The sequence below is a fragment of the Microbispora sp. NBRC 16548 genome (assembly GCF_030268985.1).
GTDB classification, from domain to species: Bacteria; Actinomycetota; Actinomycetes; order Streptosporangiales; family Streptosporangiaceae; genus Microbispora; species Microbispora catharanthi.
This window is the reverse complement of record NZ_BSSF01000009.1, coordinates 94,520-116,173: the sequence shown is the minus strand read 5'-3', so window position 1 is coordinate 116,173 and position 21,654 is coordinate 94,520. Positions and strand designations below refer to the sequence as shown.

Below are 21,654 nucleotides of genomic sequence, written 5' to 3'. Positions count from 1 at the left end.
CCTGTCCTGTCTTGTCGGCAGACCGGAACTCTCTGTCGACCAGGAGGTTTGCTGTGGATGCCGTGAGCGTGCCCGATTTGACCGGCAGGGTGGCCGTGGTGACGGGCGGCAGCGACGGGCTCGGTCTCGGCTTGGCCATACGCCTGGCCCGGGCCGGGGCCGAGGTCGTGCTGCCGGTCCGCAATCCCGCCAAGGGCGCCGCCGCCGTCCAGAAGATCCACGAGGCTGTGCCGGAGGCCACCGTCTCCACTCGTGAGCTCGACCTGGCCTCGCTGGAATCGATCGCGGCGCTCGCCGCCACCCTTCGACGCGAGGCCCGTCCGATCGACATCCTGATCAACAACGCGGGCGTGATGGCCCCCGCCACCCGGCAGACCACCGTGGACGGCCTGGAGTTGCAGTTCGGCACCAACCACGTCGGCCACGTGGCCCTGGTCGCACGACTCCTGCCGCTGCTGCGCCTCAGAGGGGCGCGGGTCACCACGATGTCCAGCAGCGCCGCCCGCTCCGCCGCTGTCGACTGGGACGACCTGCAGAGTGAACGGAAGTACTCGCCGATCCGCTCGTACGGTCAGTCGAAGCTGGCCAACCTTCTCTTCGGGCTCGAACTGGACCGGCGCAGCAAGGCCGGCGGGTGGGGCGTCGTCAGCAACATCGCGCATCCCGGCACGACCCTGACCAATCTCTACGCGTCCGGCCCGAACCTGGGCCGCAGCCGCTCCGCGCCCTACGAGAGGATCATGAAGCGGCTCCTCCGGTGGGGCCTGTTCGTACAGACGGTCGACGCCGGGCTGCAGCCGGCCCTGTACGCGGCCACCAGTCCACAGGCGCAGGGCGGCCGTTTCTACGGCCCCGACGGCATCGGCCAGTTCACCGGTGGGCCGACGGAGTTGCCCCTCTACAAATCGGTCCGGGTCGAGCGCGACGCGGCCCGGCTGTGGACCGTCTCCGAGCGACTGGCCCGGGTCGAGTTCCCCGCCTGAGGAAAGAAGGAGCCGGTTTCATGCCCATCGGCCGCTGCCCGGCGCGCGCCGGGTCAGCTCGCGGTGGACAGAGCGGCGATCTTGGCGGGGTTCATCATCCACAGCACCTGGTCGATGCCCTCGTCGGAGGCGTTGACGGTGAGGACCGTGAACAGCTCGCCGTCGTGGCGCAGCAAAGCGGCCGCCTGCCCGTTCACCTCGGCCCATTCCACCTCGACCCCGGCCCAGAACCGGTCCGCGAACGCTCTGATGTACTTCGCGACCCGGAACGCGCCGATCACGGGGATGCGCGAGGCTCGTACGGCACCGCCGCCGTCGGAGTAACTGATGACGTCCGCGGCGAGGAGCTCTTCCAACGCGGCAAGGTCGCCGGAGCGGGCGGCGGCGACGAAGGCGGTGAGCAGTCTGCGCTGGTCGGCACGCTTCACCGGTGCTCGGCGCTCGGAGACGATGCGTTTGCGTGCCCTGCTGACGAGTTGCCGCACCGCGACCTCACTCGCCTCGATGATCTCGGCGATCTGCCGATAGGGATAGTCGAACGCTTCTCTCAGCACGTAGGCCGCGCGTTCGGTGGGCGAGAGCTTCTCCAGCAGGAGCAGGACCGCGAAGCCGAGGGCTTCGCCTCGCTCGGCGCCGAGGTGAGGGTCGCTACTGGTGTCGACGGGTTCGGGAAGCCACGGGCCGACGTACCTCTCGCGGCGGACCCGCGCGGATTGGAGGGCGTTGATGGCGAGGCGCGTGGTCACCGTCGCCAGGAACGCCCCCGGGTCGGCCACGGTGCTGCGGTCGTAAGCCTGCCAGCGCAGCCAGACGTCCTGTAACAGGTCTTCAGCCTCGGTGGAACTGCTCAGGATCCGGTACGCGATTCCGAACAGGCGTGGCCGCACGCTCTCGAAGGTGGCCGCCGCCTGGTCGAGGTCTTCCGTCCCGCCGCGATGGCTCCCCGCACCGATATGCCCCATGGTGATGGCCCCGTTCCGCCGGCGGATGGACCCATACAGCTTTTCACCTGCCCGCACGGGGGCCTCGACAGGGGGATCGCGGTTCGTGACGCCGGGTGGTGTCGATCCGGTCGCGTCCTGCTGCCGTCAGCCCTGGGATCTATCTCGAAAGGTTCCGAATTGCCTTCGTATGAGATTGATCTCCGCCGACATTTCCGTATGGCGTCGTTTCTTTCGGCGAATTTAACGGGAGGATGATTGACGGCTCGTCGCTTCGCCGTGGTCGAGGCCCGAGAGGCGGCGCCTGTGTTTATCGATCCCGGGCGCGGGGACGGTTGCCGTCGTAATCGCCCAAACCGGGCGAGTCGAACGGATCCAGGAGGCTGACATGACTGGATACCTGCCGTATCGCGATTCCACTCCCGCTGCCCGCATCGGCGGCGTACGCGGCTGGCAGGCGGACATTCTCCGCGGCGAGTCGTAGCCGAGTGAATCGAGGTACTGCGGCGCATGCGGGCCGCAGTGCCTCGACCCATTATCGGACCTGATAGAGGCGGGGGGAATTCAATGGCGCGATTGTTCTACCCTGCCGCTTGGCGCAGCGATGTGGTGGAGGATCTGTTCGGATTCCGGGTTTCCGATCCTTATCGGTGGTTGGAAGACGGCGATGACGCGCGCGTGCGGGACTGGGCCGCGGCCCAGGATCGTCTCTTCCTGGCCCACCGCGAGCAATGGCGTGAGAAGGAACGCTGGGCGTCTTCGGTGGACCAGGTGTCCTCCTTCGGCGTGTCGGAGCCCCCGATGGTGCGGGGCTCGCTCATGTTCCTCGCCGAGCAACTCCGCGGGGACGAGCAGCGGCGCCTGCTCGTCGTCGACGCCGAGGGCGACAGGCGGGTGCTGGTCGATCCGGTGGACGTCGATCCGTCCGGCCACACCGGGATCTACGCCTGGTGGCCGTCCCGCGAGGGCGAACGCGTGGCCGTCCAGATGGAGGTCGCCGAGCAGCCCGGCAGCGACATCACGGTGCTCGACGTGCGCACCGGCGAGGTGGTGGACGGACCGTTGCCGCGCGCCCGCAACACCTCGCTCGCCTGGCTGCCGGGAGGAGACGCGTTCTACTACGTCAGCCGGGTCCCTGACGAGGAACTGGCCCCGGGCGACATGCGGCTGCACCGGCGGGTGCGGCTGCACCGGATCGGCGCGCCCTGGCAGGCCGACACGGTGGTGTTCGGCGGCGAGGACGCCCCGGACCACTATTACGGGCTCACGGCCGGTGCGGACGGTCGTCATCTCGCCGTCACCGCAATGGTCGGGCCCGCCGCGCGGAACGACGTGTACGTGGCCGAACTCGTCGATCCGGAAGCTCCGCGCTTCGTCAAGGTCGTGGACGGGGCGGCCGTCGGCGCCCGCGTCCTCCCCCGCTTCCTCGCGGACGGCACCCTGCTGCTCGTCACCGACCACCAGGCTCCGTGCGGCCGCGTCTGCGTGGCGGACCGGTACGACGCCGGCCCGGCCGCCTGGCGCACGCTGATAGCCGAAGATCCTGCGGCTCCCCTGGACGAGTGCCTGGTCCTGGACGGCCCGGCGCTTGTGCGGCCTCTCCTGCTGGTGGCACGCGCCCGTCATGGCACCTCCGCCCTGACACTGCACGACCTGGCCGACGGCCGGCCGCTCACCGTGCTGCCCCTTCCCGGCGCGGGCGTCGTGTCCTCCCTGCGCACGAGCGCCCCGCACGGGCACCAGGCGTGGTTCAGCTACTGCGACGCGACCACACCTCCCACCATCTACCGCTACGACGCAGCGCTCGGCACGACGGAGCAGGAAGCCGGCGCCGCGACGGCGGGCCACACTCCGGAGATCCGCAGCCGCGCCGTCCGCTATCGGGCCGGTGACGGCACGGAGATCACGCTGTTCCTGTTCACTCCGGACGAGGACCACCAGGGGCCGCGCCCCACCCTCCTGTACGGCTACGGCAGCTTCGGCATGCCGATGCGCCCCTGGTTCTTCCCCCTGGCGGCCGCATGGGTCGGCGCCGGCGGCACCTACGCGGTCGCCTGCGTACGCGGAGGCGGCGAAGAGGGCCAACGCTGGCACGACGCCGGCCGGGGACCACACAAACACCGCGCGATCAGCGACTTCAACGACGCCGCGGCGTGGCTCGTCGAGACCGGCGCGACCACCCGCGACCAACTGGCGATATACGGCCAATCAGCCGGCGGTCTGCTGGTCACGGCCGCCGCCGTGCGGCGACCGGACCTGTACGCCGCGGTCGTCGCCGAAGGCCCGCTGTGTGACATGGTGCGCTACGAACGATTCGGCCTGGGATGCACATGGACCGACGAGTTCGGCAGCGCCTCCCAGCCCGAACAACTCCAATGGCTCCTGACGTGCTCCCCCTACCACAACGTCACGCCCGGAACCCCCTATCCCGCCTTCCTCTTCACCGGTGCGGTGACCGATCTGCAGACCGGAGAGGCCCATGTCACCAAGATGTGCGCGGCCCTCCAGCACGCGACCGCCGGCGACCGGCCGATCCTCATGCGCCGGGAACCCGACACCGCCCACGCCGCCTCGCCCGCGAGCAAGGAACGTGCCCTGACCGCGGACATCCTGGCCTTCGCCGCCGAACACACCGGCCTGTCACCGAAGACGACGGCCATGCCCCTTCGCGAGACCGCGGCGGAACCGCTCTGAAAGCCGGCGTGCCACACTCGCACCTCGCCGGGTCACTCCTGCGTGAGCGGTGTGCCGGAGCGCGCCGGCCCTTCGCGGAGTGTGGTCTTGCGGCGGCGCCGCGCGGCGAGAGCCGCGACGAAGAGCCCGCAGAGGACGACGAGGACAAGCAGCGGCGCCCAGGGGAGGGTCCACGCGTGCGCGGTGCTCTCGACGACGGCGAGCGGGGCGACCGAGCCCGCCGCGTCGGTGAGCAGCGGGACGAGCGTGACCGTGCCCGTCAGTCTCAGCGCGGGGGTCACTCCGTGCACCGGTACGGAGACCTTCCAGATGTCGCCGGGGAGCAGCCGGGGCGAGTCGTCGATGTGTCCCGCGCGGGCGTCCCAGTGCCCGAAGGGTCCGGACAGGGACACCGCCTGACGAGCGGTGAGAACGCTGTTGCCGCCGTTGCGGATCGTGTAGGTGACGGTGGCGTCGCCCGTGCCGAGCGGATTGGGCGTGCCGGAATAGCGCACCCGCAGGTCCTCCACCGACAGGCTCGGCTTCAGTTCTCCGCCCACGCGCAGGCGGATCCGGATGCCGAGACGCCGCCCGTCCGCCGCGCCGGTCGGAGCCGGCGCGGTGACGATGCCGCCCATGTACTCGCCGGGCGCGGCGTCGTCCGGAAGGGCGACCGTGAACGGCACCTCGGCCGACTCTCCGGGCCGGACCGTCACGTCGGGCCGGTCCGGGTGGACCCACGCACCCACCCCGGTCGACGTCGCGTCCTGGCCGAGCAGGTCGAGCCGGCCCTGCCCGGTGGTGAACGCGTCCGCCGCGTACACGCTGAGGTGGAGCGGCGTCGTGCCGTGGTTGGCGACCACGAGACCGTCCTCGATCCGCCCGCCCGGGTCCAGTGTGTAGCTGTAGTTCCGCCGGTCGGACCCGAAGTCGCCTGAGGCCGTCGCGACCGTCCAGGAGACCTCGCCGTCCGCCGCCGCGGCGGGGCCCGTCCCCGCTCTGAACAGGCCGAACGCGGCGAGCAGCGCCACGACGACGGCCCGGGCGAGGGAGCCTGCTGCGGTTGTCGTACGCGGTCTCGGCGGGTGCATCTGCATGATCCTCGGGTGGTCTCGGGGAGTGGGGCCGGATCGGCTGATCGTGAGGGCCCCACTCGCCCTCGGTCGTCTACTGGAGCCAGTCGGACTCGGCCGCGGCCTGCTTGTCCTCGCCGGCCTTGCCTTCGTTCGTGTGGATCACGACCTTGTCGACGGTGGAGCCGACCGGCTGAGCGGCGCTCGCGCCGCTGTCCGGGCCGCACCAGGACTCCTGGCCCAGCTCCACGGCGGCGTTGGGGGCGGCGCAGGTGCCGCTGCGGATGTTCTCGACGACGAGCTTGTTCCCGCGCACCTGGACCCGCACGTACGTACGGACGTGCTCCTGGTTCTCGACCGAGTTGGCCCAGTGGCTCTTGGGGTTCAGCGGGTCGGGACCGTAGTTCGGGTCCTTGGTCGTGTCCGGAGCGGTGAGGTCGTAGTACTTCGAACCCGACGCCGAGTTCGCCGTCACGTAGATGACGCCGCCCGGGCCCTTGGACACCTCGGTGGCGCCGGGCTGCTCGTCCTTGTTCGCCTTCTGCCCGTTCTTGATCACGTAGCTGCGGGAGTAGCTGTGGTCGTGACCCTGCAGGACCAGGTCGACGCCGAGCTTCGAGAAGGCCGTCGGGAAGTCCTGGCGGCGCACCTTGTTGTCGGCGTCGTTCGCGTGGCTGGCCGGCGAGTAGATCGCGTGGTGGTAGATGAGCACCGTGTGCTTGGCGCCGGCGCCGTGCTTGTTGACGACATCGGTGATGTAGGCGATGTGCGCGGCGTCGGAGCCGCTGGCGTACGCGTTGCTGTTGATGTCGATGAACAGGATGTTCTTGTACGTGAACCAGTAGTCGCCGCCCGACCGGGTCGTCGCGCTGCCGTTGTAGTACGGCGCGGAGCGGTCGGTGTTCGGCGTCCAGAAGTGCTGCTCGTACGCCTTGCCGCCGACGTCGTGGTTGCCGATGGTGGCGGCCCAGGGGTACTGGCGCAGCTTGTCGGACGCGAGGAACGCGTTCCACTGCGTCTCGGTGTTGGCGGACTCGACCTGGTCGCCGCCGGAGACCAGCAGCTCGGCCTTCGGGTTGGCGGCGAGGGCGACGTTCAGGGTGTCCTCCCACCCGGCGCCGTCCTTCGCCACGTTGCCGGACGAGCCGATCTGCGGGTCGCCGAAGAACAGGAAGTCGAGGTTGTTGCCGTTGAAGTCCTGGGTCGTGAAGGAGTACGTCGAGGACCAGTTGCCCTCGGCGCCGACCCGGTAGGAGTAGGCGGTGTTCTGCTTCAGGCTGTCGATCGTGGCGTGCGCGTTGTAGCCGCCGTTGACGACGTTCGCGGTGACCGTGGCGGGGAAGGTGACGGCGTCCGCGGGGAACCGGCCGTCGACGACCTTGGACGCCGGCGCGACCTGGACCACCTGCGCGGTGCCGGCCGAGGAGTACCACGACAGGACGCGCTGCGTCTCGTCGGCGCCCACGCCGAGGACGACGCCGGTGAGCGTCGCGCTGTCGGCGTGGGCCGCGGTGGCCAGGCCGCCGCCGAACACGGCGCCGGCGCTGAGGGCCGCCGCGGTGGCGCTCATGGCCACCCGGCGCAGGACGAGCCCGGGGCCCTGAGTCCCCTTGTCGAGCTTCATTGCTTTCCATCCATTTGGGGGTATTGGAGCGGTTTGCACGATTTCGGGATTCGATGTCGCGGAGATGAACGTGGGGCAGGCGGGCCGTTGCGCTTGCCGGAAGTTGTGGCGTGATCTCAGCTTCCGAGAATTCTCTGCACGAACCACACCAGGCCCATCGCGGACACACCCGTCGCGATCGCCCCGGTCGTCCACAGCCCCGCGATCGGCCGCCGGTGACGCAGCAGGGCGAGCAGTGGGAAGACGGCGACGATGACCGTCAGCTGGACGACCTCGATGCCCACGTTGAAGACGAGCAGCGACCACAAGAGCGTCCACGACCAGGCCTGATCGATGCCCAGTGCCGCGGCGAAGCCGAGACCGTGCACGAGGCCGAAGCAGAAGACCACCGCGAGCCGCGTCCAGCCCGCGCGGTCCAGGCCGAGGCGGCCGTGACCGGCCGTCTCCAGATCTGTGGCGTGCGACCGGCGTCGCCAGATACGCCACAGATGCCAGCCCGCGACGACCGCGATCGAGAGGGCGATGACGGGCTCGACGAACGACGCGGGCGCCTCCACGAGGCCGAGGGCGGCGAGGACGAAGGTCACCGAGTGGGCCAGCGTGAAGGTCGTCGCCGCCAGCACGATCTCGCGCAGGCGGCGTGACCCCGCGATGAGCGCCAGCAGGAACAGGATGTGGTCGAGCCCGCCGAGCAGGTGCTCGGCTCCCAGCCGGAAGAACTCCCAGAACCGCTCGAACCAGGACTGGTGCGTGGAGAACGACCGATGCTGAGCGTCGAGGGCGGTGCTTCCGGACTTCAGGTCGAGGTCGTAGGTGACGATCGTCTTGCTGTCGCGCACGTACCCCTCGGAGCCGGCGAACAGCGCGCTGCGCACCTCGTGCGCTTCGGCGGACCTCGGGCACCGGTAGTCGAGGGTCAGCCGCGCGTACGGGACGCCCTCGCGTCGCCCGATTGTGAAGCCGCCGTCCCTGACCGGGGCGCACGCCTCGCCCCCGGCGGTGACACCGAAGCGTGCGCTGACGTACGCGACGACCGAGCCGGCGTGGGCGTCGAGTGCGGCGGCCTGCTGACCCGCGTCACCGGCCTCGAACGCCGCGGTGCCCGCTCTGAAGAGCGGGTCGTCCTTCTCGTAGTCGGCGGCGGAGACGACGAGCAGGTCGTACTCCAGCTGGAGCTCGGTGCGGACATGCCCGGCCTGGGGTGAGACGAGGTTGACGTAAACCGTCGAGGTGAACCCGTGAGCGAGGGCGGGCAGGGCACCGAGCAGAGCGGAGAGGGCACTGAACAGGACGGCCACGGCTGCGGCGGCGATGACAGCACAGACACGACGCCGAGCGGCGGGGGACATATGACTCCTTTTCGGCTTTGGCGTACGAAATCTGCTCGATTGAGATGAACGAGCGGTATCTCGTACGAGAACCGTCGAGGAACCACGCCCGGCGGAGACGGCCTCGGCGTCGAAGGCCGCAAATCATGCGGTAGGAAATAGGCGCACTTCCCACCGCCCCCGAAGGACGATCCCCATGCGCTCTCGGCTTCTGCCTGCCTGCACACTGGCCGCGGCAGTCGCGACCGCCCTGCTGGCCGGCGGATGCGGCTCCGGCGACGACTGGTCCCGGCCGCACGCGAAGCCCACCGCCGTCGGCACCCCCGGCCCGGGCTTCTTCCCGGCCGCGTCACCCGCCCCGGAGGCGACGATCACGCCCCGGGCCGGCTCATGGAACGGGGTCCGTCCGCCGGAGGGCTACCGCGTGGTGCTGCTCACCGCGGGGGAGGACCGCCAGACCACGACGCTGGTGAGCGCGGTGACGGCGTGGGCCGAGGAGGAGCGCGTCAGCCTCAGGACCCTCACGGCCACGCGGCCGGACCAGTTCGTGCCGACCATCAGCAGGGCGATCGGCATGAGGCCCGACCTCATCGTCAGCGCCGGCGACGCCCTCGTCGACCCCCTGGCCCTGGTCACCCCCAACCACCTCGACCAGCAGTTCCTCGTGGTCGGCGCGGAGCTGGCCGAGCCCACGGAGAACGTCACCGCCGCCGACTGGACCGGTGCGTCGTTCCGCGGCGAGGGGCTCGGCATGTCCTCGGCGTACGATCCCGCCAGCTTCACCCCCGAGCGCGCCGGGCGTGCGGTCCGGGCGGGTGCGGCGGCCGTGCTCAACGGCATGACCGGCATCGTGCTCTGGCTCGACTAGGTCGTGTCCGCTTGAATCGGTTACCGGCCATCCCCTGGATCGATGTGATCAGACTCCGGGATCACCGTCTCCATGATGATGCGACCGCGGTCGCACGAAAGCGGGGACTCCAGGTGGACGCGCGAGCGGCCTGCATGATCAACGATTGGTCGCGTGATCGAGACCATCGGGGGGATCGGCATGTCGCCCCTGGAGATCCTGCTCCTGCTGGGCGTCGTCGGCCTGCTGTCGTCGCGGTGGTGCCCGCCCCGAGCCCGGCGGCCGGTCGCGCTCGCCGCGGCGGCGGTCGTCGCCCTGTCCGGGATCGTGCTGACCGTGCGCGGGTTGCGCTGGCAGATGGCGCCCGCGCTCGCTGGCGTCCTGGTCGCGCTCGCGTTCGCCGTGCCAGTGCTCGCCGGACGCCCGGCGCGGCGGGTGAGACGGTGGCTCGCCCTGCCGGGAGTCGTGGTCTGCCTCGGCCTGGTTTGTGCGAGCGCGACCGCCGCCTGGGCGGTGCCCGTGCCTGCGTTCCCCGGGCCGTCCGGTCCGTACGCGGTGGGCACCGTCGTGATGCAGTGGACCGACGTCTCCCGCCCGGAGCCCGCCACCGATGAGCCCGGCGACCACCGCACGGTCGTGGTCCAGTTGTGGTATCCCGCACCCAAGGGCACGACCGGTCCCCGTGCCCGGTATCTCGGCCGCACCGAGCGGGAGGCGCGTACGGTCGCCGACGGCCTGACCGACTACATCGGCGTGCCCGCCTTCCTGCTCGACGACGCGGTCCGTGCCCGCACCGGCGCCGTGTACGACGCGCCCGCGGCGGCCGGGCGGTTTCCGATCGTGCTGTTCTCTCCCGGGCTGGGAGGCGTGCGCACCCAGAACACCGCGTGGGCGGAGGAACTGGCCGGCCGCGGCTACGTCGTCGCGGCCCTCGACCACCCGTACGACTCCGCCGCCGTCGTGCTCGACGATGGACGGACGATCCGCACGCGGGTCGTGGCCACCGGCGACGACGAGGAGGACAGACGGCTCGCGACCGGCTGGACGGCGGTCAGGGCCGCCGATCTCAGCTTCGTCCTCACCCAGCTCGGCCGCCTCGACAGGGGCGAGATCCGCGGCCCGCTGACCGGACGGCTCGACACCGCGCGGGCGGCGGCGACCGGGCACTCGATGGGCGGAGGCGCCGCCCTGCGGGCCGCCCACCAGGACTCCCGGTTCGCGGCGGTGATCAACCTGGACGGCTACCCGTACGACCCCGCGCCCCGGCCCTACCATCAGCCGGTGCTCGCGCTCACCCATCCCGTCGACCCGGCCGACAACCCGTCGTACATCCCTCGTCTCACCCGGATCCTCTCGCTGAGCACGTCGGAGAGCTACCGGATCACGGTCCCCGGCGCGGCGCACCTCACCTTCGCCGACGCGCCGCTCTACATGCCGCCGGTGCCGTCCGTCGTCGGCTCCCTGGGCCGCACCGGGGGCCTGTCCGTCACCACGGCGGCCACCGTGGCCTTCCTCGACGCCACCCTGCGTGACGAACCCGGCGACCTGGCCACGCTCCTGCGCCCGTACGGTGATCTCACCGTCCACCGGCCCGCGCGGAAGGACGACACGGAGGACCGTGACGCTGACGACGGCCGCGACGGTCTCGATCGGGTCAGGGCCGGACGGCCAGCACCCGGAAGCTGATCCCGCGGGCCGTCCGCGTCACCGACTCGATCGCGAAACCGGCCTGCTCCAGGTAGGGCCGGGGATCGCGGGTGAGGTAGTCGGCTTCGAACCGCACCGACAGCGGTTCCAGCAGCCGCATCCCGGCCCGGATGACCGGGTTGCTCGACGGTCCGTGCTCGGCGAGCACGAACCGCCCGCCCGGCCTGAGCATGCGATAGGCCTCGCGCGCCGCGGCCAGCGGATCCGGGATGGTGCACATCGTGAACGTGGACAGCACCGTGTCGGCGACGCCGTCGGGCAGGTCCAGGCGCTGCACGTCGCCCTGCCGCAGCTCGACCCGCTCGCCGAGGCCGGCCTCCGCCACCCGCCGCCGCGCCAGTTCCAGCATGCGCTCGGACAGCTCGATCCCGACGACCGTGGTGCCGGCGCCGTACAGCGGGAGGTTCAGCCCCGTGCCGACCGCCAACTCCACCACGTGACCGCGTGCCTGCCCGACGGCCCACTCCCGGCTGCCCGGAAACAGGCGGCGCTCCCAGGCCAGCATCTGGTCGTCGTACCGGTCCGCCAGCCGGTCGAACACCCGGCGTACGTCGGCATCCGTGGTAGCCCGCATCCCACGACCTTTCACGATGGGGGTCTCCGCGAATCGTTCCACGGCATGGGCCCCCTCCGGGAGGGCCTATTCGGCGGCGACCCTGTCATCCGGGTGAATCACCAGTGGGATTCCGAAGTTCGGCTGCCGGTTCGCCGGCAGGTCGTTGAAGTCCACGATGGCGGATGCCGGCGGCGCCGTGATCTTCACGTTCGCGTGCCATCGGTATCGGGTGTCCACCACGTTCCGGTGAATGTTCCGGACCCATTCGCCGTCGCGGGTGTAGTCATATTCCTTCGAGGAGTACCGCGTGATCAGGCGGACGGGCAACCCGGCCTTGTCGACGAATAACCTGAACGAGATCGTGTACCTGTCCGGGTTCATAGGACCCTGCTCGCTGTACAGGTTCTGCGTCTTCAGGGTGCCGCGATACTCACCGGAGCGGAGGGAAGAGGCCTTCGAGATCACGAATTTGAGCCTCGCCGGGCTGAGGACGTCGATGAGCTGGTCGCCGCGCTGGCCGTAGTCCTGCCAGGACGTGTTGCCCTTGCCGAACGTGACCCAGGTCTTGCCTTCCGGCATCGGACCCCAATGGAAACCCTGGACGTAGGTATAGCGGCCCACGTTGACCGCGCGAAAGGGAGTGCGCGTCGTTTCCAGCTCTTCAGGGGGCAGTGCGGCCCGGAGACCGGGGCTGATCACCCCCCGGGAGGTGAGGTCGTAGCCGACTACTCCGGACTTTCCGAACCCGATCCTGCCGGTGGTCCGGCGGATGTAGGTCTGCTTGTCTTCCAAAATGCTCGTCCGGGCGGTCTCGGAAACCAGAACCCCTCGTCCCGCCGCGAACTGCTGCCGGAGAGCGTGGACCGGGTCGGTGGAGGAAGCGGCATGAGCGGCGCCGGCGCCGGTGAACAGCGCGGCGAGCACACCGAACAGAACGGCAAGCACATTGAGGCGCTTCATATCGCTCCCTGATTCGCGGCACGTGACGGAAATCCTGCCGCCTTCGAATCACGAAGTGATCTCGAAGGCGGGCGGCTTTTCGCTCCTCATCGATTCCGTGTACGCCCGGCTGAGCCGTGGTCTGCCAGAAGTCAGTACGCGACGGTGAAACGGGTCCGGTGGTGGCGCGGCCGTTCGGCTTCGTCCAGCAACGCCACCGCGAGGTCCTCCATCGAGATCCGGGACTCGCCGTCGGCGTCGACCACCAGCTCGTCGCCGCCCACCCGGTACACGCCGGTCCGCTCGCCGGAGACGAGCAGGTCGGCCGGGCTCAGGTAGGCCCAGTCCACGATGGTGTTGGCCCGGCAGGCCGCCAGCTGCTCGACGCACGCCGCCGCGATCGGCAGCAGGAAGGACGGATAGCCCGCCCGGTCCATCAGGCGGCCGCCGCCCTCGACGGTCAGGCTGCCCGCGCCGCCGACGAGCAGCAGGCGTACGCCGGTCTTGGCACACGCCGCGAGCAGCGTGGTGGCGACCGTGACCAGTTGGCCCTCGTCGCCGGGCGCCGGGCAGGTCGCGGTGATCACCAGGTCCTGCCCGGCGGTCAGCGCGACGACGTCGTTCACGTCGGTCGCGTCGCCGACCCGGGTCCGTACCTCGCCGGGCAGTCCGGCGAGCCGTACCGGATTGCGGGCCACGCCGGTCACCTCGTGTCCGCGGGACACGGCCTCGGCGACGACGCGCCTGCCCACGTTCCCGGTCGCCCCGAACACTGTGATGCGCATGCCGCTACTTCCTCTCGATTTGGGGGGTGCCGCGGGCGGTACCCTTGCCGTGTGCCGGATCATGTGGACCGCGTCCTGCAGCAGTGGGCCGATGCCCGCCCTGACCTGGACGTGTCCCCGATGGCGGTCTTCGGCCGGCTGTCGAGGCTGACGCAGCTCGTCAACAACGAGCTGCGCCGCACCTTCGCCGAACACGACCTGGACCCCTCGTCGTTCGACGTCCTGGCCACCCTCCGCCGCGGCGGCCGGCAGGCCCCGGCCGAGCTGATGCGCTCCGCCATGATCACCTCAGGGGCGGTCACCCAGCGCCTCGACCGGCTGGAGGCGCGGGGCCTGGTGACGCGGACGCCCAGCGACGTCGACGGCCGTGGTGTCCACGTCGATCTGACCGACGCCGGTCGCGAGCTCATCGACCGGGCGCTGCCCGACCACGTGGACACCGAACGGCGCCTGCTCGCCGGGCTCACCCCCGCCCAGCGGGAGAACCTGGCCGAGACCCTCAGGCAACTGCTGATGTCGCTGGGCGACTAGACCCGCTCAGACCCGCTTGGCGGCGGACACCACCAGTGACGTCAGGACCACGAGCCCCGCCGCGACCCACAGCACACCGGTCACCGCGACCGCCCCGACGATGAGGCTGGCGAACAGCGCTCCCAGCGCGATCGCCAGGTTGAACATGCAGGTGTTCAGCCCGGTGGCGGCCTCGATGCCCTGCGGCGCCGCCTTGATGATCCAGGTCTGCACGCTCACCGGCAGGCCGCCGAACGCGAAACCCCACGCGATCAGCAGGATCGACCCGGTGACCGCGTTGCCGCCGAGGAACGGGAACGCCGCCAGGATGACCGCGAGCGCGACGCTGACCATGACGATCGTGCCGCGGACGTTGCGGCCCGCCCACGAGCCGGCGATGAGGTTGCCGATCATCCCCGCCACGCCGTACGCCAGCAGCAGCGGGCCGACGAACGCCGCGCCGACCCCGGAGATGTCCTGCAGGATCGGGCTGACGAACGTGAAGGCGCCGTAGTGCCCGGACACCAGCAGGAAGGTGGCGACGACACCGATCCGGACGGCCGGCGTGCGCAGCTGCTCGCCCAGCGTGCGCAGCCGGACGGGCTCGGTCGCCGGCATCTTCGGCAGCAGCACGGACAGCGCGATCACCAGCAGGAGCGCGACCGCGGCGACCGCGCCGAACGCGATGCGCCAGCCGGTGAGCTCGCCGACGAGCGTGCCGGCGGGGACACCGAGGACGTTGGCGGCCATGGCGCCGAAGAAGATCAACGAGGTGGCCTTGGCGACATGCGACTCGGGGACCAGCCGGACACCGAGGCCCGCGGCGAGCGACCAGAAGCCGCCGATGCTGACGCCCACGAACAGCCGGGCCACCATCAGCACGGCGTACGTGGGGGTCACCGCGGACACGACGTTGGCCACCAGCGCCAGCAGGATCAGGCCGAGCAGGACCACCCGCCGGTCCAGCCCGCGGATCGCCACGGGGAGCAGCGGCGCGGTGACGGCGGCGACCAGGCCGGACACGGTCACCATCAGGCCGACCTCGCCGTCGGAGACGTGCAGGCCGTCGCCGATGGCCGTGAGCAGGCCCATGGGCAGGTTCTCGACGGTCACCACCAGGAAGGTCCCCAGCGCGACGGCGATCACCGCGATCCAGTTCTTGAGGGGGACGCGATCTGGCCTGTCGGTCCCGGCGGAGACGGACTCGATGACTGTCATCTGGTTCCTCCTGTGCGCGTGGGCCCGGTCCGGGCAGGCGTGAACGAACGTCGTGCGTCGGTTGGGTCGAGCTGTCGTGCCGATCGGCCCCGGCGGCCGTGGATCAGTGGCAGGCAAGTTCGCTTAGCACTAAGAGACATTACCTTAGCGCTAAGCGATTGGCCAGACGGGAGGCCGTCCGGGTTCGCAGTGCGCGGGCCGGTGGCGGCACCCGGGCAGCGTGGACGGGCGCGAGATCCGTTGATCGCGGCGCCCGGTGCCCGGGAACCGCGCCGGCGAATGATCCGGGGAAAGCGCTTGCCTGTGGTGCATTCTCACCACCGTTTCTCGCGCGTGCTCGTCGGGGCACTCCGAAACGGAGGCTAGTTCCGCGTTTCCCGCCGGGTCAACGAGAGTCGCACGCGATTCGGGGCGGGCCGTTCAACGATAGGGGTTGTAAGGGGTTGCCGGCCGTCTCTTCCGCGTTCGGCCCCGGGGCACCCGAAAAGTCCAAAGGTGTCACGGATCGTCCTGACATGCTGTGGGGCTGCTAGGGGTTGTGGGAAAAGCCCGCCGCCGCGAATTCTGAATAGGCCTCGCAGGCCGGAGTATTCGCGCCGTTGCGAATTCCATCTCGAAAGGCCGAACTTTCGCGGGCTGCTCAATGCCATCGTTCGTGGCCGATTGCAATTCGTTTCCGACCGAGGCCGCTCAGGCCGGTTCGAAAGGCGGGTCAACATGCAGGGACTGATTCAGGTAGCCGGTGTCATCGACCAGGCCGAGGCGGACCTGATCCGCGAGGAAGGCGCGGACTGGCTCGGCTTCGCCTTGCGGCTGCCGGCGAAGAACGAGGACCTGTCCGAGGAGGACGCCGCGGCGATCGTCAAGGAGATCCAGCCGGAGCACAGGGGCGTCGTGATCACCTACCTGACCGACGCCGAGGAGATCAAGACCTTCTGCGAGGAGCTGGGCGTCACCGCGATCCAGCTGCACGGCGACGTGACGGGCGAGGAACTGCGGAAGCTGCGGCGCATCGCCCCCGACCTGTACGTGCTCAAGAGCCTCGTGGTCAAGCAGGACAACCTCGACGAGCTGGCCAAGATCGTGGACGAGGCGGCCGAGTGGGTCGACATGTTCATCACCGACACCTTCAACCCGGCCACCGGTGCCAAGGGCGCCACCGGACTGCTGCACGACTGGTCGATCAGCGCGGAACTGGTCCGGATCTCGCCCAAGCCGCTGATGCTCGCCGGCGGGCTGAACCCGGACAACGTCGCCGCCGCCATCGCCGAGGTTCGCCCGGCCGCGGTCGACGCGCACACCGGCCTGGAGGACCCGGTGACCCGCCGCAAGGACCGGATGAAGGTGCGCAAGTTCGTCCAGGAGGCCCGCAGGGCCTTCGCCCAGCTGGAGGCGGGTGAGAAGGCATGACCATCACGGCGACGCAGGCGGCCGGCACCACGAACGACACCGTGCATCTGCTGCCGCAGACCGGGCAGTTGCGGGCGCTGCACACGATCATCCGCGACCGGAACGCCGACCTGGAGCGCTTCGTCACCACGTCGGGCCGGATCATCCGCCAGCTCATCGAGACGGCCCTGGATCTCCTGCCGTTCGAGCCGTCCGACGTGCAGACCCCGGTGGGGCGCACCTACCACGGCCTGCGGCCGGCCAGGCCGATCTGCGGGGTGTCCGTCCTGCGCGCCGGGGAGAGCATGGAGCACGAGCTGCGTGCGATGTCGCCGGGAGTGCGGATCGGCAAGATCCTCATCCAGCGGGACAAGGTCACGAAGCTGCCGCGGCTGTACTACTCCGCGCTGCCCGCGGACATCGACCGGCACAGCGTGCTGCTGCTGGACCCGATGCTGGCCACCGGCGGGACCGCGCTGGCCGCCATCGAGGTGCTGCTCGCCCACGGGGTCGCGGAGGACGACATCGTCTTCGTCACCCTGCTGTCGGCGCCGGAGGGCATCGACGCGGTCCACGCGCGTCACCCGAACCTGCGGATCGTGACCTCGGCCATCGAGGAACGGCTGAACGAGAACGCCTACATGATCCCCGGCATCGGCGACTTCGGCGACCGCTACTTCGGTACGGACGTCCCACGTTGACGTCTCCCCTCCCTGAGGGGAGGGGATTCCAACCGTCGCCGGTCAGATTCTTCCTGCTCCACCGGCGACAGCCCCGGGACGAACCCACCCCAGGGTTTCACGTGGCCTCCACAGGCTTCACGTCCCGTCGGCCCGGCGGTAGGCCCGACCGGCCTGCGGCGCAGGCCGGTCACCCCCGCGGGTGAGCGCGGGAAACGGGTGACGGCGTCCGAGGGCCACGGCTTCCCAGTAACCCTTGTCCGTCCATCGCAGGGGGAGGAAATGATCACCACTCCAGTCGCTGAAGCGAGGCGGGAATCACCCGAGGACACCTGTCTTCCCGATCTGCTCGACGCTCAGGCCCGGTTGCGTCCCGACGCCACGGCGGTCGTCTGCGGAGAGCGGCGGCTGACCTTCCGCGAGCTCGCGGAGGGCGGCGCGGCCCTCGGCGGGCACCTGCGGGAGCTCGGCGTGGACCTCGACGAATGTGTGGGGCTCTTCGTAGAGCCGTCGATCGACCTGATGGTCGGCGTATGGGGGATCCTGCGGGCCGGCGGCGCCTACCTGCCGCTGTCCCCCGAATACCCGGAAGAGCGCCTCCGCTACATGATCGAGGACGCCGGCGTGCGGGTCGTCGTCACCCAGGACGAGCTCGTGGACAGGCTGACCGAGCTGGCGCCCGCCGGGACACGGATCGTCACCCTGAAGGACGCGGAAGGCTTCGCGGGTTCGCCCGGAGGCGACCGGCACTCCGACCGGCACTCCGACCGCCACCCGGGCCTGCGTCCCGGCAACCTCGCGTACGTCATCTACACCTCCGGCAGCACCGGCAAGCCGAAGGGCGTGATGATCGAGCACCGCAGCATCGTCAGCCAGATGCGGTGGCTGCACGCCGGCTACGGGATCGACCAGGACAAGGTCATCGTGCAGAAGACGCCGATGAGCTTCGACGCGGCGCAGTGGGAGATCCTCGCGCCGGTCTGCGGCTCCGTGGTCGTCGTGGGCCCGCCCGGGGTCTACCGGGACGCCGAGCGGCTGATCGACGTCATCAGGACGCACGACGTCACCACGCTGCAGTGCGTTCCGACGCTGCTGACGGCGCTGCTGGACACCGAGGAACTGCAGAGCTGCACCTCGCTCACGCAGGTCTTCACCGGCGGCGAGGTCCTGTCCAAGGTGCTGGCGACGAGCTTCTTCGACACCATGCCCGGGTGCGCGCTGGTCAACCTGTACGGCCCCACCGAGTGCACGATCAACTCGTCGGCGTACACCGTGGACCCGGCGGCCGTCGACGAGGGCCCGAACGCGATCTCGATCGGGGCGCCGGTCGACCACACCGACTACCACATCCTCGACCTGGCCGGGGCGCCTGTGGCCGTCGGCGAGATCGGCGAGCTGTTCATCGGAGGCGTCCAGGTCGCCCGCGGCTACCTGCACAAGCCCGAGCTGACCGCCGAGCGGTTCGTGGACAACCCGGTCGGCGAGGGCAGGCTGTTCAAGACCGGCGACCTCGCGTACTGGAACGCCGACGGAACCGTCCAGTTCGTCGGCCGCGCGGACAACCAGGTCAAGCTGCGGGGGTTCCGGGTCGAGCTCGACGAGATCAAGCTGGCCATCGAGACCCACGAGTGGGTCAAGCACGCCGCGGTCATCGTCAAGGACGACCCGCGCACCGGGTTCCAGAACCTGATCGCCTGCGTGGAGCTGAATCCCAAGGAAGCGGCGCTGATGGACCAGGGCAACCACGGCGCCCACCACCAGTCCAAGGCGAGCCGGCTCCAGGTCAAGGCGCAGCTGTCCAACGCCGGGGTCCGGGACGCCGCGGAGCTCGACGGCAGGCCGGTGATCGACCTGCCCGGCAAGCAGGCGACCGCGCGGCAACGCGGGCTGGCGTTCGCCCGTAAGACCTACCGGTTCTACGAGGGCGGGGAGGTCGGCCGGGGCGACATCCTGAAGCTGCTGGCCAGGAAGGCCGACGGCGCGCGCTCCCGCGGCCTCGACACCGTCGGCCTGGAGGATCTCGGCGAGATCCTGCGCTACCTCGGCCAGCACCTCAGCGAGGAACGCCTGCTGCCGAAGTACGCGTACGCCTCGCCAGGGGCGTTGTACGCGACGCAGCTCTACCTGGAGATCAACGGGATCGGCGACCTCCGGCCGGGCTTCTACTACCACCACCCGGTGGAGCACCGGCTCGTGCTGATCGGGCCGGCCGCCGGGGGAGCTGAGCCTCGGGTGAGGCTGCACTTCGTCGGCAAGAAGCGGGCGATAGAGCCCGTCTACAAGAACAACATCCGCGAGGTCCTGGAGATCGAGACCGGCCACATGGTCGGCCTGTTCGAGGAGGTGCTGCCCGACTACGGCCTGGACATCAGGCCCCTGGAGTACGCGCCGGCCACGAAGGACCACCTGGACTGCGCCGCCGAGGACTACTACCTCGGCACGTTCGAGCTGGTCCCCTACGCGGGGCCGCGCCAGGACGAGGTCGACCTCTACGTCCAGGCGCATCCCGGGAAGATCGCCGACCTGCGGGCGGGTCAGTACGCCTACGAGAACGGGCGGCTGCGGCTGATCTCCGACGAGCTCATCCTCAAGAAGCACGTCATCGCGATCAACCAGCAGGTCTACGACCGGTCGAGCCTCGGGATCTCGGTGATCAGCAGGAACGCCGAGGACTGGCTGCACTACATCGACCTGGGACGCACGCTGCAGCACCTGTCGATGAACGACGTCAACATCGGGTTCATGTCGTCCGGATACAGCTCCAAGTCCGGCGACGACCTGCCCTCCGCGCGCCGGATCGACGGCATCCTCCGCTCCAACGGCCGGCCCACCGGCCCGTCCTACTTCTTCATCGGCGGCCGCGTGAGCGACGAGCAGCGGCTGAGCGAGGGGATGAAGGAGGACTCGGTCCACATGAAGGGACCGGCGGAGATGATCAGGGACGACCTGATCAACTTCCTACCGGACTACATGATCCCGAACAAGGTCGTCGTGCTGGACCGGCTCCCGTTCACGGCGAACGGGAAGATCGACGTCAGAGGGCTGGCCGAGTCCGACGCGACGAACGTGGACAACGCCGACCGGCCGTACGTCGCGCCGCGGACGATGACCGAGCGCAGGATCGCCGAGCTGTGGAAGAAGGCGATGAAGCGGGAGACCGTCTCGGTGGAGGACGACTTCTTCGCCTCCGGTGGCAACTCGCTCATCGCCGTCGGGCTGATCAACAAGATCAACCGGGAGTTCTGCGGCTCGCTGCCCCTCCAGGTGCTGTTCGAGTGCCCCACCATCGAGAAGCTCGCCCGGCGGCTCGACGGAACCGAGTCCGAGGCGTGCTCCCGGCTCGTGCCGCTGCAGCGGGAGGGCTCCGACCAGCCCATCTACTGCTGGCCCGGCCTTGGCGGCTACACGATGAACCTGCGCGCGCTGGCCGCCAGGATGGGCGCCACCCAGCCCTTCTTCGGAATCCAGGCGTACGGGATCAACCCCGAGGAGGTGCCGTACGCGACCATCGGCGAGATGGCGGCCGAGGACGTCAAGGCGATCCGGCGGCTGCAGCCGTCCGGTCCCTACACGCTGTGGGGATACTCGTTCGGCGCGCGCGTCGCGTTCGAGGCCGCCTACCAGCTGGAGCAGGCCGGTGAGCGGGTGGAGCACCTCTTCCTGATCGCACCGGGCTCGCCGAAGGTCCATCTGGCGGGCACGTCCGAGCACGAGCGCGAGGCGGGTTTCGGCAACAAGGCGTACGTGACGATCCTCTTCTCGGTCTTCGCCGGCACGATCACCGGGCCGCTGCTGGAACGGTGCCTGGCCGAGGCCGTGGACGAGGAGAGCTTCGCGGCCTTCATCCACCGCCACTTCCCCGACCTGGACATCGACCTCGTAGGCCGGATCATGCGGGTGGTGGGCGAGACCTTCGAGTTCAGCTACACCTTCCGCGAGCTGGCCCAGCGAAGGATCGACGCACCGATCACCATCTTCAAGGCCAGGGGCGACGACTACTCGTTCCTGGAGAACAGCAGCGGCTATTCGGCGACGGCCCCGGTCGTCGTCGACCTGGAAGCCGATCACTACGGCCTGCTCAAGGAACCGGAGATCGACGAGCTGGTCGCAGCCATCAGGGATCGTCTCGGGACGCACCGTAAGGAGATCATCATGCCGCACGTCAGCATCAAGCACTTCCCGGTCCCCCTCACCGAGCAGCAGCACTCCGACCTGGTCGCCGCGGTGACCAAGGCGATGACGAGCGCCTTCGGCTGCGAGGAGGGCTCGGTGTCGATCATCCTGGAGCCGGTCGCGAAGGAACAGTGGGACGAGAAGGTCTACATCCCGGAGATCCTCAACCAGAAGCACAAGCTGAACAAGCTGCCGAACTACGGCCCGGCCGCGAACTGAGAGGCGACG

At 69.8% G+C, this 21,654-nt stretch carries 16 protein-coding genes and 1 pseudogene; 9 read left to right on the top strand and 8 right to left on the bottom strand.

The genetic code is table 11. The features are described 5' to 3' along the window. The first annotated feature begins 53 nt into the window (after positions 1-53). A complete protein-coding gene (locus QSK36_RS25090; RefSeq protein ID WP_183543676.1) occupies positions 54-983 on the top strand; it encodes an SDR family oxidoreductase in 930 nt (309 codons plus the stop codon). A 53-nt stretch (positions 984-1,036) separates the two neighbouring features. Here the strand turns inward: QSK36_RS25090 and QSK36_RS25085 are convergent, their stop codons facing one another. After that, positions 1,037-1,945 (bottom strand): RNA polymerase sigma-70 factor, encoded by a 909-nt coding sequence (locus QSK36_RS25085; RefSeq protein ID WP_285784079.1) that lies wholly within the window; start codon positions 1,943-1,945, stop codon positions 1,037-1,039. 489 nt (positions 1,946-2,434) lie between these two features. On the opposite strand from QSK36_RS25085, the gene QSK36_RS25080 reads away from it, so the two are divergent. Continuing rightward, positions 2,435-4,618, top strand: a complete 2,184-nt coding sequence (locus QSK36_RS25080; RefSeq protein ID WP_352240876.1) for a prolyl oligopeptidase family serine peptidase — start codon at positions 2,435-2,437, stop codon at positions 4,616-4,618. A gap of 32 nt (positions 4,619-4,650) precedes the next feature. Here QSK36_RS25080 and QSK36_RS25075 read toward each other — a convergent pair whose 3' ends face one another. The 3 genes from QSK36_RS25075 to QSK36_RS25065 all read right to left on the bottom strand — a co-directional run bounded on the left by QSK36_RS25075 (position 4,651) and on the right by QSK36_RS25065 (position 8,643). Next, positions 4,651-5,688: a WxL protein peptidoglycan domain-containing protein gene (locus QSK36_RS25075; RefSeq protein WP_285784077.1), complete on the bottom strand. Its 1,038-nt coding sequence runs from the start codon at positions 5,686-5,688 to the stop codon at positions 4,651-4,653. Positions 5,689-5,764: 76 nt separating this feature from the next. Then, on the bottom strand, positions 5,765-7,294 hold the full coding sequence (locus tag QSK36_RS25070; RefSeq protein WP_285784076.1) for a purple acid phosphatase family protein: 1,530 nt from the start codon (positions 7,292-7,294) through the stop codon (positions 5,765-5,767). 116 nt (positions 7,295-7,410) lie between these two features. Beyond that, positions 7,411-8,643: a HupE/UreJ family protein gene (locus tag QSK36_RS25065; RefSeq protein ID WP_285784075.1), complete on the bottom strand. Its 1,233-nt coding sequence runs from the start codon at positions 8,641-8,643 to the stop codon at positions 7,411-7,413. A 175-nt stretch (positions 8,644-8,818) separates the two neighbouring features. Here QSK36_RS25065 and QSK36_RS25060 point away from each other — a divergent pair, with 175 nt between their 5' ends. Next, positions 8,819-9,490, top strand: a complete 672-nt coding sequence (locus tag QSK36_RS25060) for a type 1 periplasmic-binding domain-containing protein (RefSeq protein WP_285784074.1) — start codon at positions 8,819-8,821, stop codon at positions 9,488-9,490. 153 nt (positions 9,491-9,643) lie between these two features. Further along, a complete protein-coding gene (locus tag QSK36_RS25055) occupies positions 9,644-11,155 on the top strand; it encodes an alpha/beta hydrolase family protein (RefSeq protein ID WP_285784073.1) in 1,512 nt (503 codons plus the stop codon). Here QSK36_RS25055 and QSK36_RS25050 read toward each other — a convergent pair. From QSK36_RS25050 to QSK36_RS25040, 3 genes are all read right to left on the bottom strand, one after another. Continuing rightward, complete coding sequence (locus tag QSK36_RS25050) at positions 11,124-11,750, bottom strand: class I SAM-dependent methyltransferase (protein ID WP_285784072.1); 627 nt, start codon at positions 11,748-11,750, stop codon at positions 11,124-11,126. The two genes, QSK36_RS25055 and QSK36_RS25050, sit on opposite strands and share 32 nt — an antisense overlap. A gap of 66 nt (positions 11,751-11,816) precedes the next feature. Next, positions 11,817-12,692, bottom strand: a complete 876-nt coding sequence (locus QSK36_RS25045) for a hypothetical protein (RefSeq protein ID WP_285784071.1) — start codon at positions 12,690-12,692, stop codon at positions 11,817-11,819. A gap of 131 nt (positions 12,693-12,823) precedes the next feature. Beyond that, entirely contained in the window at positions 12,824-13,456 is a 633-nt protein-coding gene (locus QSK36_RS25040; protein WP_285784070.1) for an NAD(P)-dependent oxidoreductase, read from the bottom strand. Positions 13,457-13,507: 51 nt separating this feature from the next. Between QSK36_RS25040 and QSK36_RS25035 the strand changes: the two genes are divergently transcribed. Further along, positions 13,508-13,987, top strand: a complete 480-nt coding sequence (locus QSK36_RS25035) for a MarR family winged helix-turn-helix transcriptional regulator (protein ID WP_142561050.1) — start codon at positions 13,508-13,510, stop codon at positions 13,985-13,987. Positions 13,988-13,993: 6 nt separating this feature from the next. On the opposite strand, the gene QSK36_RS25030 is transcribed toward QSK36_RS25035, so the two are convergent. Further along, the gene (locus QSK36_RS25030) at positions 13,994-15,184 is read right to left on the bottom strand and encodes an MFS transporter (protein ID WP_285784069.1); all 1,191 of its coding nucleotides are present in this window, start codon (positions 15,182-15,184) and stop codon (positions 13,994-13,996) included. 717 nt (positions 15,185-15,901) lie between these two features. Here QSK36_RS25030 and QSK36_RS25025 point away from each other — a divergent pair. From QSK36_RS25025 to QSK36_RS43730, 4 genes and pseudogenes are all read left to right on the top strand, one after another. Then, a complete protein-coding gene (locus tag QSK36_RS25025; protein WP_183543696.1) occupies positions 15,902-16,594 on the top strand; it encodes a phosphoribosylanthranilate isomerase in 693 nt (230 codons plus the stop codon). Beyond that, a complete protein-coding gene (upp, locus tag QSK36_RS25020) occupies positions 16,591-17,274 on the top strand; it encodes a uracil phosphoribosyltransferase (RefSeq protein ID WP_183543698.1) in 684 nt (227 codons plus the stop codon). Before QSK36_RS25025 ends, upp begins: the two co-directional genes overlap by 4 nt. 261 nt (positions 17,275-17,535) lie before the next feature. Beyond that, a pseudogene (locus tag QSK36_RS43735) lies at positions 17,536-18,843 on the top strand (non-ribosomal peptide synthetase); the annotation flags it as partial. A 138-nt stretch (positions 18,844-18,981) separates the two neighbouring features. Further along, positions 18,982-21,645 (top strand): thioesterase domain-containing protein, encoded by a 2,664-nt coding sequence (locus QSK36_RS43730; RefSeq protein ID WP_502883333.1) that lies wholly within the window; start codon positions 18,982-18,984, stop codon positions 21,643-21,645. Positions 21,646-21,654 lie beyond the last annotated feature (9 nt).